Source organism: Psychrobacter nivimaris, from assembly GCF_904846365.1.
Classification (GTDB): Bacteria; Pseudomonadota; Gammaproteobacteria; order Pseudomonadales; family Moraxellaceae; genus Psychrobacter; species Psychrobacter nivimaris_B.
Window position 1 is genome coordinate 90,466 of record NZ_CAJHAL010000005.1, and the last position, 17,484, is coordinate 107,949.

Annotated in this window: 16 protein-coding genes; 10 read left to right on the plus strand and 6 right to left on the minus strand. The window is 44.4% G+C overall.

All coding sequences use genetic code 11. The annotated features are described in order from the left end of the window. Positions 1–9: 9 nt before the first annotated feature. A complete protein-coding gene (locus JMX63_RS03825; RefSeq protein WP_201571067.1) occupies positions 10–846 on the minus strand; it encodes an amino acid ABC transporter substrate-binding protein in 837 nt (278 codons plus the stop codon). A 429-nt stretch (positions 847–1,275) separates the two neighbouring features. Beyond that, entirely contained in the window at positions 1,276–2,049 is a 774-nt protein-coding gene (locus JMX63_RS03830) for a UTRA domain-containing protein (protein ID WP_201571068.1), read from the minus strand. A gap of 382 nt (positions 2,050–2,431) precedes the next feature. On the opposite strand from JMX63_RS03830, the gene hutU reads away from it, so the two are divergent. From hutU to hutI, 4 genes are all read left to right on the plus strand, one after another. Next, entirely contained in the window at positions 2,432–4,150 is a 1,719-nt protein-coding gene (gene hutU, locus JMX63_RS03835; protein ID WP_227673229.1) for a urocanate hydratase, read from the plus strand. Between the two features lie 62 nt (positions 4,151–4,212). Beyond that, a complete protein-coding gene (hutH, locus tag JMX63_RS03840) occupies positions 4,213–5,775 on the plus strand; it encodes a histidine ammonia-lyase (protein ID WP_201571069.1) in 1,563 nt (520 codons plus the stop codon). Positions 5,776–5,817: 42 nt separating this feature from the next. After that, positions 5,818–6,849 (plus strand): formimidoylglutamase, encoded by a 1,032-nt coding sequence (hutG, locus tag JMX63_RS03845; protein ID WP_201571113.1) that lies wholly within the window; start codon positions 5,818–5,820, stop codon positions 6,847–6,849. A 110-nt stretch (positions 6,850–6,959) separates the two neighbouring features. Further along, complete coding sequence (hutI, locus tag JMX63_RS03850; RefSeq protein WP_406947813.1) at positions 6,960–8,237, plus strand: imidazolonepropionase; 1,278 nt, start codon at positions 6,960–6,962, stop codon at positions 8,235–8,237. Between the two features lie 114 nt (positions 8,238–8,351). Here the strand turns inward: hutI and gdhA are convergent, their stop codons facing one another. Beyond that, positions 8,352–9,698: an NADP-specific glutamate dehydrogenase gene (gene gdhA, locus JMX63_RS03855; RefSeq protein WP_201571071.1), complete on the minus strand. Its 1,347-nt coding sequence runs from the start codon at positions 9,696–9,698 to the stop codon at positions 8,352–8,354. A gap of 623 nt (positions 9,699–10,321) precedes the next feature. Here gdhA and JMX63_RS03860 point away from each other — a divergent pair. The 6 genes from JMX63_RS03860 (at position 10,322) to JMX63_RS03885 (ending at position 14,711) form a co-directional block, all read left to right on the plus strand. Continuing rightward, a complete protein-coding gene (locus tag JMX63_RS03860; RefSeq protein WP_010201036.1) occupies positions 10,322–10,684 on the plus strand; it encodes a roadblock/LC7 domain-containing protein in 363 nt (120 codons plus the stop codon). 177 nt (positions 10,685–10,861) lie between these two features. Continuing rightward, the gene (locus tag JMX63_RS03865) at positions 10,862–11,356 is read left to right on the plus strand and encodes a PAS domain-containing protein (RefSeq protein WP_201571073.1); all 495 of its coding nucleotides are present in this window, start codon (positions 10,862–10,864) and stop codon (positions 11,354–11,356) included. A 3-nt stretch (positions 11,357–11,359) separates the two neighbouring features. After that, the gene (locus tag JMX63_RS03870) at positions 11,360–12,109 is read left to right on the plus strand and encodes a PhnD/SsuA/transferrin family substrate-binding protein (protein WP_201571075.1); all 750 of its coding nucleotides are present in this window, start codon (positions 11,360–11,362) and stop codon (positions 12,107–12,109) included. A gap of 124 nt (positions 12,110–12,233) precedes the next feature. After that, positions 12,234–12,857, plus strand: a complete 624-nt coding sequence (locus JMX63_RS03875) for a hypothetical protein (protein WP_102090408.1) — start codon at positions 12,234–12,236, stop codon at positions 12,855–12,857. A gap of 140 nt (positions 12,858–12,997) precedes the next feature. After that, a complete protein-coding gene (locus tag JMX63_RS03880; protein WP_102090409.1) occupies positions 12,998–13,612 on the plus strand; it encodes a hypothetical protein in 615 nt (204 codons plus the stop codon). A 418-nt stretch (positions 13,613–14,030) separates the two neighbouring features. Further along, a complete protein-coding gene (locus tag JMX63_RS03885) occupies positions 14,031–14,711 on the plus strand; it encodes a class I SAM-dependent methyltransferase (protein ID WP_201571077.1) in 681 nt (226 codons plus the stop codon). 19 nt (positions 14,712–14,730) lie between these two features. On the opposite strand, the gene JMX63_RS03890 is transcribed toward JMX63_RS03885, so the two are convergent. The 3 genes from JMX63_RS03890 to JMX63_RS03900 are packed head-to-tail and all read right to left on the minus strand — an operon-like array spanning position 14,731 to position 17,387. Next, entirely contained in the window at positions 14,731–15,306 is a 576-nt protein-coding gene (locus JMX63_RS03890) for a GNAT family N-acetyltransferase (RefSeq protein ID WP_201571079.1), read from the minus strand. A 48-nt stretch (positions 15,307–15,354) separates the two neighbouring features. Beyond that, the gene (locus tag JMX63_RS03895; protein ID WP_201571081.1) at positions 15,355–16,077 is read right to left on the minus strand and encodes a nucleotidyltransferase family protein; all 723 of its coding nucleotides are present in this window, start codon (positions 16,075–16,077) and stop codon (positions 15,355–15,357) included. Then, a complete protein-coding gene (locus tag JMX63_RS03900; protein ID WP_201571082.1) occupies positions 16,074–17,387 on the minus strand; it encodes an XdhC family protein in 1,314 nt (437 codons plus the stop codon). The genes JMX63_RS03895 and JMX63_RS03900 overlap by 4 nt, the downstream gene beginning before the upstream one ends. Positions 17,388–17,484 lie beyond the last annotated feature (97 nt).

The window sequence follows — 17,484 nt, forward strand, 5'->3', positions numbered from 1 at the left end:
AAACTGACATTATTTTTGTTGACTTATATCAGCACCAAAGAACTGTTCGCTAAGCTTAGTTAGCGTACCTTCAGCCGCCAATTCAGCCATTGCTTCATCTAATTTAGCTACAACTTCATCATCACCTTTGATAAGCACTAGGCCTGAACCACGCAACTCACTAGCAGGTGCTGTCAGTTTAATCTCAAGATCAGAATCTGGGAATTTCTTTAGATAATCCAATACCGCCAGATTATCATTCATCGTAAAGTCAGCACGGTCTTGCTTCACTAATTGAATCGCCTGCGCCATACCATCGACAGGAACGATCTCTGCACCATAACGCTCTGCAAGCTCACCATAGTTACTGCTAAGTGATTGTGCCGTACGTAGGCCTTTTAGACCTTCCCACGAGCTATAACGGTTGTCATCAGTAGGTGCCAATACGACCGCACCTGACCAGCTATAAGCCATTGCTTTGTCATACTTTGCTTTACGCTCAGGCGTGGTCAAACCAACTTGGTTAGCCACCATATCAAAACGTTTTGAATCCAAACCAGCTAGCATCGCATCCCATTGGGTTTCTTTAAACTCAACGTCTACGCCTAGTTTATCTGCGACTGCACGCGTTACTTCAACATCATAACCCGTTAGTTTGCCGCTCTCATCATGGTACGTGAACGGAGGATAAGTACCCTCTGTACCGACGTTGATGGTGCCGCCGTTGTTGATACGTTGTAGCAAATCAGAACCGCCTGTTGCAGCGCTATCAGTTGCACTGGTATCGGCTTCGTTGGTAGTAGATTGACCACAAGCGGCAAGGAACATAGTACTGGCAGCAAGGGCTAAGAGAGTACGACGTTTCATAAGACGTCCTTATAAGAGTGAATAAATAAAGTAAAAACGCATAATGCTAATAAAATATACGGTGCTAATAAATAGGACAAGCCGACACAGAAGAACAATATAAGCTCTTCTATGATTTTCGGCTTTGGTTGCCCGATTTGAGGCTATTCGGGCTATTTTTCAATACTGTTTCTATATTATATTTTAATTTTTAACGATTGTTCAAATATTCTGGCGAGTTTAATTAACGCTAATTGCTATCTTATTAAATAGCAGCTTATGGATATAGTACCTCACTTTAGACAGAAAAACGTACAAAATCAGTGAGCATACGTAAGCTATAGTCAGTTCAATATAATTTCGATACAAGGAAACCGAGTGCAAGTTATACATTAGTATGCTTAGCGAGGATAACGATGTAGCGGATTTATATAGGCTTGACTATATCTGCTACAATTCGCCTGAGAACTGATAGCGATCACCCGCATGCCACATTTTGACAAAGGTAACGACTTGGCCGGCCGAATAGGTCTGCCGGCGCAACACAAGCGTTGGTGACTGCGGCGCAATTTGCAAAAACTCAGCAATTTCATCAGGAGCTGCCAATGCTCGGATGGTATAACTGCCACTCTCTAGAGGGCTTTTGGCAATCAAGTAATCACTGGTATTGACCACACTAAAATCCTGATCAATAAACTTCGGCACTTTTTTCGCATCGACCCAACGTTCCTCAAACTGTATAGGCTGACCATCAGCAAAATGAATAATTTTTACTTCATACAGGACAGCTTCATCACTAGCATCTTTCTGAGCGCTTGTGTTAACAGGCACAGACTCTTCATCAATCACAGCCCCTTCACTAATACCAAACTTACGACACAATTCATTATCGAGCATATCAGCCGTAATAGCACGCTTACTCACGACCTGTGCCTCATAATCACGATTGGCAGACTTTAAATCCTCAGCGATGTTGCGTACCTCAACAAAGGTATGATTGAACTGCTGCTGCGCGACAAACGTGCCCGACCCTTGCCGACGCTCTAACACCCGCTCCTCGCTCAGCTCTTTTAGCGCACGGTTGACCGTCATTCTTGACACGCCAAACTCTTCAGCCAGTGCCATTTCTGTCGAAATTGCGTTGCCCGCTTGCCACTTACCAGAATGGATGTTGTCTAGTATGGCGTTTTTTATGCGTTGATACGCCGGAATCGTCTTTGTCATATCCGCCTTTGACCGTCAGTTTTGCTAATAGGAATGACCACATAATATCACGAGACCACCGTGCAAGCCTTAGTCAAAATGTCTGAGCGTTCAGTGTTGACTAGGGCGTTTTTCAACTCACTCGGTGTTATCTAAATCGACTGAGTAAATAACAAAAATAATCAGCTCATGAAAAAAAACCTTGCATGAAAAAAGTATCTTTGATAATTTGTATATACAAATATACAGCAGTGCTAGAAAATTTGCTTTATCGATTCGATATTTTTATGAATTTAGATGAATGCTTAGTAGATAAATACTTAGTAAATGAATATCTAGACTGACTGTAAGACACTTACTTTGATGACTTTATCGCCCTATTCGCTATCACAAGGATATGATCATGACTACTGACAACGGAACCAACAAAGAAACTAAGCTGACTCGCCGCGATGAGAGCCGTAATATTGCTGCGCCTACCGGTAGCACGCTACATTGCAAAAGCTGGCTGACCGAAGCACCTTATCGTATGCTGCAAAACAACCTGCATCCTGATGTGGCAGAAAACCCAAAAAGCCTGGTCGTCTACGGTGGTATCGGACGCGCAGCCCGTAACTGGGAAAGCTATGATCAAATCTTAGAATCACTAAAAGAATTAGAAGATGATGAGACGTTGCTAGTACAGTCTGGTAAACCAGTCGGCGTGTTTCAAACACACGAAAACGCACCGCGTGTCTTGATTGCTAACTCCAACCTTGTACCGCGCTGGGCAACGTGGGAGCACTTCAACGAGCTCGATCGCAAAGACCTATTTATGTATGGTCAAATGACTGCAGGTAGCTGGATTTATATCGGCACGCAAGGCATCGTTCAAGGTACGTATGAGACTTTTGTGGAGGCGGGTCGTCAGCATTATGACGGTAGCTGGGCGGGTCGTTGGATTTTGACCGCTGGTCTAGGCGGTATGGGCGGCGCACAGCCATTAGCTGCTACCTTTGCAGGTGCGACTTCGTTAAACATCGAGTGTCAGCAGTCTAGCATCGATTTCCGTTTGCGCACGGGTTATGTCGATAAGCAAGCGGACAATCTTGACCACGCTTATGAGCTAATCAAACAACATACTGACGCTGGCGAAGCTGTCTCTATCGCCCTACTTGGCAATGCTGCAGATATCTTGCCTGAGATGGTCAAGCGCGCTAACGCTGGTGGCATGAAGCCTGATTTGGTCACTGATCAGACCTCAGCGCATGATTTGATTAATGGCTATCTACCAAGCGGTTGGACAGTAGAGGAATGGAAAGCCGCCCAAGAAGATCCAGAGCAACATGCAGCATTGACCAAAGCCGCTGCTCAGTCTTGTGCCGTACACGTCCAAGCGATTTTAGACTTGCAAGCGATGGACATTCCAGCGACTGATTACGGTAATAACATCCGTCAGGTCGCTTTTGATGAAGGTGTCAAAGATGCCTTTAACTTCCCAGGTTTTGTCCCTGCGTATATTCGTCCGCTATTTTGCCAAGGTAAAGGCCCGTTCCGCTGGGTAGCGTTATCAGGTGATCCAGAAGATATCTATAAGACTGATCAAAAAATCAAAGAGCTATTCCCTGAAAACAAACATATTCATCGTTGGTTAGATATGGCAAAAGAGCGCATTCAATTCCAAGGCTTGCCTGCGCGTATCTGCTGGTTAGGGCTTGGTGAGCGTGATAAAGCAGGTTTAGCATTTAATGAAATGGTCAAAAACGGCGAGCTAAAAGGCCCTATCGTCATTGGTCGTGATCATTTGGATACTGGCTCTGTTGCCAGTCCAAACCGCGAAACAGAAAGCATGAAAGACGGCTCAGATGCAGTCTCAGACTGGGCATTATTGAACGGCATGCTGAACGTGGCAGGCGGCGCAACTTGGGTATCACTACATCATGGCGGCGGTGTCGGCATGGGCTACTCGCAGCACTCAGGTATGGTAATTGTCGCAGACGGTACGGACGCCGCAGCCAAAAGACTGTCACGCGTGCTTGTCAATGATTGCGGCTCAGGCGTTATGCGTCATGCCGATGCAGGTTATGAGCTGGCGATTAAAACAGCGAAAGACTATGGTCTAAATCTGCCAATGATTAAATAATTCGAATCATTTTACTTTATAAAAATAAATAGCCAGATAACTATGCAACTAGGATTACCCTTATGAGCAATATCAAACAACTAACCCTACATCCTCGCCAGCTTAGCTTTAAGATGCTACGTGATATCTACGAGCAGCCTGTCATATTGACGTTGCCTGAGAGCGCTTATGAGGCGATAGATGCCTCGCATGAAGATGTACGTACCATCATTGCGCGAGACAAAAGCGCTTATGGTATCAATACTGGTTTTGGCTTACTTGCCAAGACACGTATCAGTGATGATCAGCTTGAGCTACTTCAGCGTAACCTAATCGTTTCTCACTCAGTGGGTACTGGTGAAGCTCTTCCTGCCGGCGTAGTACGACTGATTATGGTGATGAAAGTTGCCAGTCTGGCGCAAGGCGTTTCCGGCGTACGCCGCGAGGTGGTAGATAGTTTACTTGGTTTAATCAACAATCAAATCACCCCAAATATCCCAGCCAAAGGCTCAGTTGGTGCCTCTGGTGACTTAGCGCCACTATCACATATGACACTTGCGATGATGGGCGAAGGTGATGTGTTTGTCGCTGGTAAAAAAGTGCCAGCTGCTGATGCCCTAGCAAAGCATGGACTTGAGCCTATTACTCTTGCAGCCAAAGAAGGCCTTGCACTGATCAACGGTACGCAAGTCTCAACTGCGCTAGCATTACGTGGTTATTTCTTAGCGCGTGATTTACTTGAGACAGCTACTATCGTCGGCTCACTGTCAATTGATGCCGCCAAAGGCTCAGATTCACCATTTGATGCGCGTATTCACGAAGTACGCGGTCATCATGGTCAAATAGAGATCGCCAAAGCGCACCGTCAACTGATCAAAGGCAGTGCTATCCGTGCTTCGCACGATGGCGAACAAGATGATCGCGTTCAAGACCCATATTGCTTACGTTGCCAGCCACAGGTCATGGGTGCTTGTCTTGATATCATCAACCAAGCAGGGAAAACGCTGCTCATCGAATCTAATGCGGTAACAGACAATCCGCTTATCTTTAATAATGAAGATGGTCCGGTCGCCATATCAGGTGGTAACTTCCATGCTGAGCCAGTCGCTTTTGCCGCGGATATTTTAGCCTTGGCAATCGCTGAGATTGGCTCTATGTCTGAGCGCCGTGTCGCTTTGCTAATCGATGCAACTCTGTCAGGTGGTCTGCCGCCATTCTTGGTTGATAACGCTGGGGTAAACTCAGGATTTATGATTGCTCATGTGACCGCCGCCGCACTGGCGTCAGAAAACAAATCTATCGCCCACCCTGGTAGCGTCGATAGTATCCCGACCTCTGCCAACCAAGAAGACCATGTCTCAATGGCAACTTATTGCGCACGTCGCCTATACGAGATGGCGCAAAACACTGCCACCATTATTGGTATTGAACTTCTGGCTGCTGGTCAAGGCATCGACTTCCATCGCGGACTAGATACGTCAGAGCCGCTGACTGTGGCACATCAGAAACTACGTGAAAAAGTGACTTTCTATGACAAAGATCGCTATCTAGCCCCTGATATCGAAGCAGCCAAGCAGTTAGTACTAGACGGCACACTTGCTCAGCACTGGCAAGAACTACGTCACAACTGGTACGAGTCTAAATAAGCATTGGCTGGTAAAAGGAGAGCCATGATGGCAGTCACAAACATGACCACACCCATTAGCCATACACCCGCTGATATAACCCAGTGGACAGGACGTGCAGAGCCATTTGAGACTGCACGTGCCCACTATTGGTATCAGCTTGCTCAGCCTTACGAGGATCAAAGTATTGGGCTAATTGGCTTTGCCTGTGATCAAGGCGTCAGACGCAATCAAGGCCGCGTAGGTGCTAGAGCTGCCCCGCCATTGATTCGTCGAGCTTTTGCTACGCTGCCAGTCATCGCTGATTTGCAACAACGCTTTGATAGTCAATTATCAACCTTATTGGGTGATGCTGGCGACATTTATTGTAATGATAATGATGGCTTTGCCGAGAGCACCCTTGAGCAAGCTCAGATCAAATATGCTGATGAAGTGAGTACTATCATTAAGCAAGGTGGTCTACCCATCGGACTTGGCGGTGGTCATGCTATTGCTTATGGTAGCTTTTTAGGATTATGGCAGGCCTTAGAAAATACCAGAGAAACAACTATCAGCACAAACACAGCGCCTACTATCGGGATTATTAATTTTGATGCTCATCTTGATATTCGTCAGTCGGATGTAGCGACTTCTGGGACACCATTTCGCCAGATTGCCGAGCATCTTGACGCACACGATCAGCCCTTTCATTATTGCTGTATTGGCGTCAGTCGCTTTTCTAATACCGCCGCGCTCTTTGATCGCGCTGAGCAACTGGGCGTACAGGTTATTAGTGATGAAGACTGTCATTATCAACCTTGGGACACCATTGCCGAGCAGGTCAAAAGCTTTGTAGATCAGGTCGATATCATATATTTAACCGTCGATATGGACTGCTTGCCATCTAGTGTTGTGCCCGGTGTGAGTGCCCCAGCTGCTTACGGCATTGATCTTGGTTTTGTTGAGCGTATGGTCAAAACCATCATGGCATCAAGCAAAGTAAAAATGGCAGACATTGCTGAGATTAATCCTACCTTTGATATTGACAGTCGTAGCTGCAAAGTCGCTGCTCGCTTACTGGCCACTATTGTAGAGCAACACTTACTTAGCGCTTAGATCTTGCCAACAAAGATCACTGACTTCACAAAAATCAGGAGCATATTATGAATGAATCAAAGAACTCCGTATTGAAAAACCCTACAGAACAGACGCTCGACGAGTCTACTATGACATCATTTGACCACGTCATTATTAACGCCAATATTGCGACCTTTTCAGCGCACTATGGTTTTAATAATGATAAGAATGAAGACGCTCGTAGTATCCCATATGGTCAGTTAGAGAACGCGGCTATCGGTATTAAAGACGGCAAGATTGCATGGATTGGGGCACAAGAGCAAATCACGACGCATCTGCCACATTATCAAGACAAGCAGGTTACAGACGCCGATGGCAAATGGATAACTCCAGGGCTTATCGACTGTCATACGCATATTGTCCATGGCGGCAACCGCAGCAATGAGTTCGAAGCGCGATTGCAGGGCGTTAGTTATCAAGATATTGCAGCACAAGGCGGCGGTATTGTCGCGACGGTCAGTGCTACCCGCGCTGCCAGTATTGAATCGCTATTTGCCCAAAGTGAAAAACGTTTAGTCGCGCTCATGAAAGAAGGCGTTACCAGTATCGAAATCAAGTCAGGTTATGGTCTCGACTTAGACACGGAGCGCAAAATGCTCACGGTCGCTCGTCAACTGGGAGAAAAATACGACATTCATGTAAGTACCACGTATTTGGCGGCTCATGCCTTGCCACCTGAGTACAAATCTCACGAGCAGGACCGTGCGGACGACTATATTGATCAAGTTTGCGAGTGGCTGCCGATTCTACATGCAGAAGGCTTGGTTGATGCAGTCGATGGGTTTTGTGAAAACATCGCTTTTAGTACAGAACAAATCAGACAAGTGTTTGAGGTAGCTCGCTCTTTAGATCTACCAGTCAAACTGCACTCTGAGCAACTGTCTGATATCGGCGGAAGTGCCTTAGTTGCTGAATATAAAGGACTATCAAGCGACCATCTAGAGCACTTATCAGAAAAAGACATCAAAAAAATGGCGGCTAGCAATACCGTTGCCGTGATATTACCAGGGGCGTTTTATACGTTACGTGACACTAAGTTGCCACCGACTGAAGCTTTGCGCAAGCATCACGTCCCTATGGCAATTTCAACTGATTGTAACCCCGGCACCTCACCGTTGACGTCGCTGTTATTGACGATGAATATGGGCTGTACGCTATTTTACTTAACCACTGAAGAGGTTTTGGCAGGAGTTACTGTTCACGCAGCACAAGCATTGGGTCTACCTAATAAAGGAAAAATAGAAGTCGGCTGTGATGCCGATTTAGCGCTATGGAATATCGCTCGTCCTGCTGACTTGGCCTATCAGATGGGGCTAAATCCCATCCAAGGCATCATGGTTCAAGGACAATGGCGCGACACAATATAATCAATCTACCTTTGTTTATCTCAATTAAAAAGCCCCAACCATTCAATGATTGGGGCTTTGCTATTTGTCCATATTAACCAACCACTAAGGCTTGTTTACCACTTATAAGTAAGACTAGTTCAAAATACCAAAAGCGACCAACGCATCAGCCACACGTTTGAAGCCAACCATATTGGCACCAGCCATATAATCGACATAACCATTGTCAGTTTGACCATATTGTTCTGAAGCATTCGCAGCACTGTCGTGGATATCTTTCATAATACCTTTTAGACGCTCATCGACTTGCTCAAAGGTTTGATATTGACGGACAGAGTTTTGCGACATTTCAAGCGCAGATACCGCAACCCCGCCCGCATTAGCAGCTTTACCAGGTGCATAATGAACACGGTGCAAACGGATATAATCAATTGCTTCCGCAGTGAGTGGCATATTAGCGCCTTCCACCACATACTTCACGCCATTTTCGACCAACAATTTGGCATCAGCTTCATTGACTTCATTTTGAGTAGCGCATGGAATCGCAATATCAGCTTCAAACTGCCACGGTTTCTGTTTGGCAAGCCACTCGCCACCATAAACATCAATATACTCTGCTAAAGGCTTGTTTTGCTGCTTTTGTTTTTTGAGCCAATCAATTTTTTCTTGATTGAGACCATTTTCATCATGCAACGTCCCTTGTGAATCAGAGACAGTTATTGCCATACCACCTAGCGCATTCACTTTTTCGGCAGCATGTAATGAGACATTACCTGCTCCTGATATCAGCACCTTTTTGCCTTGAAGCTTATCGTTCTGAGCGATGAGCATATTTTCTAAGAAGTAGACTGCACCGTAGCCAGTCGCCTCTGTACGCATCAAGCTGCCACCAAAGCCCACGCCTTTGCCAGTGATAACCCCTGTTGATTCACGCGTTAAATTCTTATACATCGCAAACATATAGCTAACTTCTCGACCACCGACGCCGATGTCACCAGCAGGCACATCCATGTCTTTGCTCACGTAATGATGTAGCTCACGCATAAAGGCATAGCAAAAACGACGAATCTCGCTGTCCGTTTTGCCTTTAGGATCAAAATCTGACCCACCTTTACCGCCGCCAATCGGTAAGCCAGTTAAGGCATTTTTAAAAATCTGCTCGAAGCCTAAGAACTTCAATACGGATTGATTGACGGTAGGATGGAATCTAAGACCGCCTTTATAAGGGCCTAGAGCATTGCAAAACTGCACACGCCAACCACGATTGACTTGTACCACGCCTTGATCATCTTCCCAATTGATACGAAAGCCAAATACCCGATCAGGCTCTACCAAACGCTCGAATACCTTTAACGTACTATATTCAGGATGCGCATCGTATAAAGGTTGAATCGTAATTGCCACCTCTTTTACTGCTTGAATGAATTCAGGCTGATGGGCATAACGTGCTTCGACTTTTTGGATGGCTTCACTGATGCTCATGTATTTCTTCCTTAGGATAAAACTGGTGATAGTAATTATTTACATCGACGCTACAACATATTGAGTAAACGAAAGGGCTATAAACGTTGATGTAAAACTGAAATCGCCCCTATACAAGATTATGTATAGAGACTGATAGGATCAAAAAAGCTGACTCAATTTGTATCTTTATAACGCATTTAGAAGTGTCAATATTTATCCCCTCATGACTGTATATCATTTTTGAGACTTATAAGTCTAGTAAATATCTTCATCATAAGAATCTATAAGTGATTTTTGTTAGCTAAATTTCAGCGGCTCCGTTTGATAGCAATGGTGGACATTAATCTATAGTTACAAAAAATATCTCTATTGAAAAAAATACCAAGGATCTTGCTAGGTCTTCAACCGCTCATCGATTAGACATAATAAAAAACCATCATTTTCCTCGAAAAAATAAAGATAAAGGGTAATGATTTGATGACAAAAGGCACAAAAGTCCAAAAAAATTTACTTTTAATTGGGCAAATATATATCAATATTATTAGTAAGGATTTATAATACCATTTTTTAAACAAGGATATTTTTGACTAACTTCATTAGCTCATAAATAAAAAACCAATCACCAGTACAGAGAAAGCGATATGCGTACAGATTCATTTCAGCAGATATTGGAAGACTTAAACAGTTCATCAGCAGATGTTGAAGCATCTGCCCTAATCTCTAACGATGGTCTTATGATTGCTTCAGCTCTACCAACCGGCGTGGATGAAGATCGCGTGGGTGCTATGTCAGCAGCACTATTATCATTGGGTGATCGTGCAGGACGCGAGTTGGCACGCGGTAGTATCGATCGCATTATGATTCAAGGCGAGAAAGGCTACGTCATCATGACCTCATCAGGCGATGAAGCCGTACTTACCATCATGGCAAAACCCAACGCCAAGCTTGGCTTGATATTCCTAGATATTAAGCGTGCTTCAGAAGCATTGGCAAAGCTCATTTGATTAGCGACTGCTTATCGAACTTATTAGCTTTTTAATCACTATAAACATAGTCGGTTCAATATAATTTGAATACAAGAAAGCCGAGTGAGAGTACTACAAGTAGTAGACTAAGCAAGGCTGACACCGTGTTCAATTTATAGAGGATTGACGATATAACGATCAACGAAGGAGATGACCATGGGTTCTCCAATCCCTGATGCACACAAACCCGATATGCCTGCTGAGCAAATCACGATGACTTATCATGATGGCACGTCACGGACTGTCTATGATACTGGTATAGAGCGCCCCTACCCAGATGGCAAACTGATTGTCTCGCGTACCAATCTCGACGGTATCATCACTCACGTCAACGACGCCTTTGTCGAAATCAGTGGCTATCATGTAGATGAATTGATTGGCCAACAGCACTATATTTTGCGTCATCCTGATATGCCAAAAGCTGCCTATAAAGACTTATGGAGTACTGCCGAGTCTGGACAAAAATGGCATGGCTATGTCAAAAACTTATGCAAAGACGGCAGTCATTATTGGGTCTATGCCACTGTGGTGCCTAACGTGCGTCGCGGTGAAACCGTCGGCTACACCTCGGTACGACGCAAACCATCACGCAGGAAAATTGAAGCGGCGATGACTCAATATGCCCAAATGAAACAAGATGAGGAAGGCTAACTCATGACGACACACAATATGTTAATCGCCCCTGATTTTTCGCCTGATCGCTTTGCAGGCTGGCACATGTTCAACACCTTGATTCAAAAACGTGCCAACTTAAACATGCATCTCAATATTCCTGCCTCTCACGCTGAGCAAGAGCAGGTCATTGATGCTGGTGACATTCAAATCATTTATGCCAACCCTTTTGATGCAGCCACTCTCATTCGAGAGCAAGGCTATCGAGCCATTGCCCGACCTATCGGTAAATCTGACGAGATGATCATTGCAGCCGCAGCCAATAGCACTATCAGCCGTTTGGAAGACATTCGAGCAGGGGCTACTGTCGCGATGGCTGACAATCGAGATGTTAAACTGATTGGCTTGCGCTTGCTAGAAGCCGTCGATATAGAAGCGTCTGATCTCAACTGGGATGTGACCGAGACCTATCAAGCGGCTGCCCGAAAAGTCATTAAAGGTGAAGCCCAAGTCGCGTTCTTTTTGGCAGAGATTTTTCATAGCTTTTCACGCTTGACCAAGACTCAGCTGTCAGTACTTATCGAAAGTGACTTGGCTGATATTAGTCATGTACTCCTTGTTAAAGAAGACTTTCCCGATTCGCAAATCTTCCTAGAGGCCATCCTGAATTTACACAACGATGCAGATGGTAAAGAAGCCTTGGCTGAGCTTAGCATGCATCAAGGGTTTGAGCCAATGAGCGAAGAAGATGCCGAATTTATGATTGATTTGATGCAGACATTATTGGATTAGTCGCTTAATTGTTATATTGATATCAAGCGCTATTTTGCGAGATGAAGTCATCGTTTGTTTTACAACATCATTATCATTGAAGCAAGCACCGTCGTAATAATAGCGATGACAGGAGGGTATTATTATGTCTGATTCAGACCTGATCAAAGAAAATGAAAGAGTCGCGCATCGAGTATTTCGGTTTTACTCTCGTAAAGTGTTTTTGGCACCCAACAACCGTCACTTTCATGAGCAGCGTATCAACGCAGCTTTGCTATTGACGGAGAAAGAACCGCTACAGGGTGCAGTGGCAGACTTTTTTTATGGTTGCTGGTTTGATATCCCATACGATGTAAACAATCTGTTTACTCGTATCAAAGATCGTTTGTATCCTCATGTCCAGCAAGGCTTTCGCGATTGCATTGATAAAAAAAGATACATCCAGCGCAATAGTATGTTGGCCACTCGTTGGAGTGTGCTGATATCCCCTTCTCTCAATGAGCAAAAGCAACGGCTGCGTATCAGCAGCGACGATGCCCGAGAAATCGCTAAAGACATCACTACTGAGCTGATGCAAGCGCGTGAGGACGAAGACTGGGGTACGATCGAGCAAATCGAAAATGAGTTTTTTGCCCATTGTACTGCGCGCAATGATCGTCTCGCATTTTCGCTGGTATGGTTTCGCTTGGGTAGAAGTGATTGGCAGTTCGATGCGCGCTGGGACAACTGCCAACAACATCTCGATCAAACTATAGTCAAATCCATATAAATCCGCTACATCGTCATCCTCGCTAAGCATATTAATGTATAACTTACGCTCGGTTTCCTTGTATCGAAATTATTTGAACTCAACGATATAAAAGCCTAATTTGTCACCTATTAATCACTTTTATCATAATGGTAGTTACTATGTCCTCTTACTTAAATGCTGATAAAACCTATCTTACCCTGACGCCAGCTGGTATTTTTGAGGCGTTTTCACAGAACGAACCAACTGATGAGCAGTTGGCATTACAGGATTTGCTGTCTTATGATCAGACACTGCTCGCTGCTGACTGGCTTCAGCGTTATTCTGAACAATGGCTACAAGGCTTTATCGAACAAGGTTGGATTGAAAAGCTGTCGCTGTTTTTACCAGCGCCTAACTTGCCATTGGACCAGTTTTTGCCTTATGTCGTGGCGAGCTTATCTGGTAAACGCCGTGCCGCGATCGGCTCTGATGAAGGGTTTTGTTTAGCGCGAGTGGGCTATAGTCAAGAAGAAGCAGATATGCTCAGTGTCGCCGCCGCTGATTTTTCAGGATTTATGCTTCGCCAAAAGCAACGTGGATGGGCGGTAGAAAGCCAAGCCATCTCGTTTTTTCAGCAGGTCGACCTACTCATTCCTGAGACCAGCTTTGTGTTTTTATGGATAGATAATGCAGGCTACGTTCTCATCATCGATGGTGAACCTTTGACCAACAGTCGCGCTTTTGTAGAGCTGGTATGGGCACTCAAAACCTCTGGATTGAGATTTCTTAACTAAGGAGATTTCTTAACTGATTTAACTCGCTTAATTCATTCCACTGTATCAACTGATTTGATACCTAATCTCAATCTTTTACGCGAGCATAAGCAGTGCGCTTAGCTCAAATTAAGCGCACTACTTATGCTTATACGAAAATGTTCGTACCATTCTTATCTATATCACTCTCTGATATCAGCCAATTCTACGCAGCAATAACAATACTCTCAGAATTAACAATAACTTGTCAGAATTTAGGTCATACTCTCCTCACACGCTTAAGTATTTTCTTGCCACGACTTAAGTTGCCACAAATCTCTAACCATTCAAACATCTATACAGCTTCCAATATTTTCATCATCTTTTCCAACGTCGTACCCTACCGAAATCGGCAACCCCTGCCAAAACTTGCATTCTTGCTTATTTTTTAGGACAGTTTATGACTTCGCTGACCACTGTGCGCGTGCGTTATCAAACGATTGAAATTGGCAATACCGACATTCATATTTGCACACTACGTGACAATCAACAATTTAGCGACCCTGACGACGAAGCGTTAAAACTTGGCATTTGCTCTGCTTCTTGGCCGATGTTTGGGGTGATATGGCCGTCAAGCTTGGTGCTGGCCAATCATATGCTTGATTACGATATTGCAGGCAAACGTATTTTGGAAGTTGGCTGCGGTATGGCGCTCTCTAGTCTGCTACTTAATCATAGACATGCGGACATCACAGCGACTGACTACCATCCAACGGTTGAGTATTTCCTTGATAGAAATACCACGCTGAATAATACCAAAGAGATAAACTTTGAGCGTTTAGACTGGGCAGAGGACAATAGCCATCTTGGCAAGTTTGATATGATTATCGGCAGTGACTTGCTCTATGAAGACCAACACATTGACATATTAGCTGAGTTTATTGACCGCCATGCTATGCCGACTTGCGAGGTCATCGTGGTCGATCCTGGTCGCGGACGCAAAAACAAACTAACCAACAAGATGACTGAATTTGGCTTTAGTAGTAAGCACGTTAAACCTGAAAATACGACTTATCTAGACTTACCGTTTAAGGGACATATTTTGACGTTTTCGCGTGATAATAGTAGCCAAACAGAGTAAAAGACAGCCGTCAATGCAATTAAGTGAGCACAATATCTTGCCGCTGATGCCGAGTAATTTTGTATAGCACATGCTCAGCGAGCCGATGATTAAGGTCAAGCATAGGGTGATAGAAATCCTCCTGTGTATTGGTCATACCAAGGCGCTCCATAACCAATTGTGAGCGCTTATTGATAACGGCAGTAAAGGCAACCACTTCCTCAATCTCTAGCTCAACAAAGGCAAAATCCAGAGATGCTCGGGCAGCTTCAGTTGCATAACCTTGTCCCCAATAGTCATTATGTAAGCGCCAAGCAATCTCGACAGCAGGAGAAAACGGCATATCGGCATGCGCGTGATTTAACCCAACCATACCGATAAAAGTATCTGTCTCTTTTAAACTCACCGCCCAAAAACCCCACCCATTATCATTAATCAGCGACTGGCATTTTTTGGCGATAGTATTACTCATGGAAGTAGTTAATAACTTGGGAAAGTATTCCATTACTTCAGGATTTGCATTCATCTCAGCGAATGGCGCAAAATCGCTCGCTTGCCACTGTCGTAGGTACAGTCGTTCGGTTTCTATCGTATTTATAATTTTATTCTCTCGCATTTTATTGTTCAGAAGGAATACTGTTCAAAATAAATTAAATTAATCATGCTAGCTATCAAGCCAACCCAGTTTTCTAGCAAATGCTAGCTGCTCGGGCGTATCAATATCGTAGCTAAGTTGGTCATTATCAATCTCACCTATTTGATCAGCGGACAATTCTCTAATTAAGTGACGAAACCCTTTATCTCCTATCAATTCTGGCTGCCACTGTCTCAGCAGTTTATAGTTAATTGCTAAAGGTAGACCTATAATATCAGATACCTTTTCATCTCGATTTTGATGTTTTTCTAAACGTTGCCAACTGTGATAGCGACTGGCCACTACCGTCTGCTTGCCCGCTAGCAAAGCTGTTAGATGTGGCTCATCTAACAATACTTGATCGACTCCCATGATGAGCACTCGATCAATTGAAGTCGTTTCAAGAGCAACAATTGTCTCAATACCCAGACTCAAACTATGTGCCATACCAGTATCAGCTTGTGAGTTCACCACTATCTGAACCGTTGGATATTGATTGGCCAACTCTGTCATCGTACTAGCAATCAAACAATGATTATCAGGAATGACAATGACAATAACTTGCGGATTGGTAGTTGTTGCCAGTCGAGTCATATCAGTAATCAACGGCTCGCCATTCTTAACGAGTAGCTGCTTGGGTTGGCCAAGGCGCTGACTGAGACCACTTGCTAAGATAATGACCGCATGGTTTTGGCTATGCTGTTCAGTACTTTCTATATGTTCAGTACCTTCTGTAAATACACGCTTACTCATACGCCACTCTGGACAGTATTGGCATCCATATCACTACTCATCGCTGTGATATTTGAGAGATTACTATGTGAACCATTTACTGGAGCGTCTTGATTGTACATGACCGCATTAATCTCTGCCATGATACCGAGTGCGAGTGCCTCAGGGCCATCTCCGCCCAGCTTATAACCAATCGGATAATGCAGTTTATGAATGCCCGCTTCTAACATAGTAGGATTGCTAAGGTTTATGCTGATTTCATTAATCAAGCGTTCGGTCCGATAGCGCGGCCCTAATTGCCCTAAGTATTTATAATTGTCTGAATGCTTAAGCAGTATTGCTAAGCGAGCGCGATCTTGACTCAAGCTGTGTGACATCAAAGCAACTGCTGCGTTGTTACTAAGCTCAAGCAAAGTCTCACTGTCACCTAAAGATAGCGACATCACAACATCCGCTTGAGGAAACCGCATACGAGTTGCATATTGCGCGCGGCTATCTATAACTGTCACATACCAGTCTTGTAGTTTGGCCATGGTCACCAGTGGCATCACGTCGTTACCTGCCCCGCAAATCAATAGACGCAATTGTGGTTGCAGGCGTTGCACGAGCCACTCTGTTGTTACCTTGCCGTTTTCCACCGTCACATATTCGGCATTTTTATCAGACAGCTTATATTCTGCTAACTCTTCTACGGTATTGGCAAGTATGCTTGAAAACGTTGTTTTCCCTTGTGCAGAAATACTTCCCAAGTTGCGATGTTCATCTAAATTAATCCGCATCCCGATTTGCAATTTATCACTGTTTTGCGTTATAGAATCTTGATGCTGATAGTCATTAACACGAATTAAAGTCGCTACAGAAATCGGCTGCTGAGCACGTCGAACATCACGGATTGTCTCTAACAATGGTGTTGCTGTCGTTAGTCGCTCAAACAATACATGTACTCGCCCATTACAGCCCAATCCAAAGTTTAGCTCATCAAAGTCCGCTTCATCTAAACCGTTATCCGATCCATCATATATATTAGAGTTAGTTCGCTTCACATCTGCTTGCGCTTGGCCATCGTCAGCATAGTGAATGTCATCACCCGTCTGATAGACTTGCACATTGGCACCGTTACGAGTAAGCCAAAAGGCACGTTTGATAATATGCGGCTCCAAGCAACCACCACTAATCATCCCAACTGAGCGACCATCCTCACAGATAAGCATCATCGCGCCAGCACGGCGATATGCTGAGCCTTCAGTACGTACGACCGTTGCCAATACAGCATCAATACCCTGTTGCTTAGCTTTGATTGCCAGCTTAAGAATGTCAGCGACCTGATTCATAACGCCTCTTATTTGGTAGTTATTTTCTTGATAATGACGAAATATACTGCTGATTGAGTTATAAAAACCCGCTCATTAAGCGGGTTCCTGTCGTACA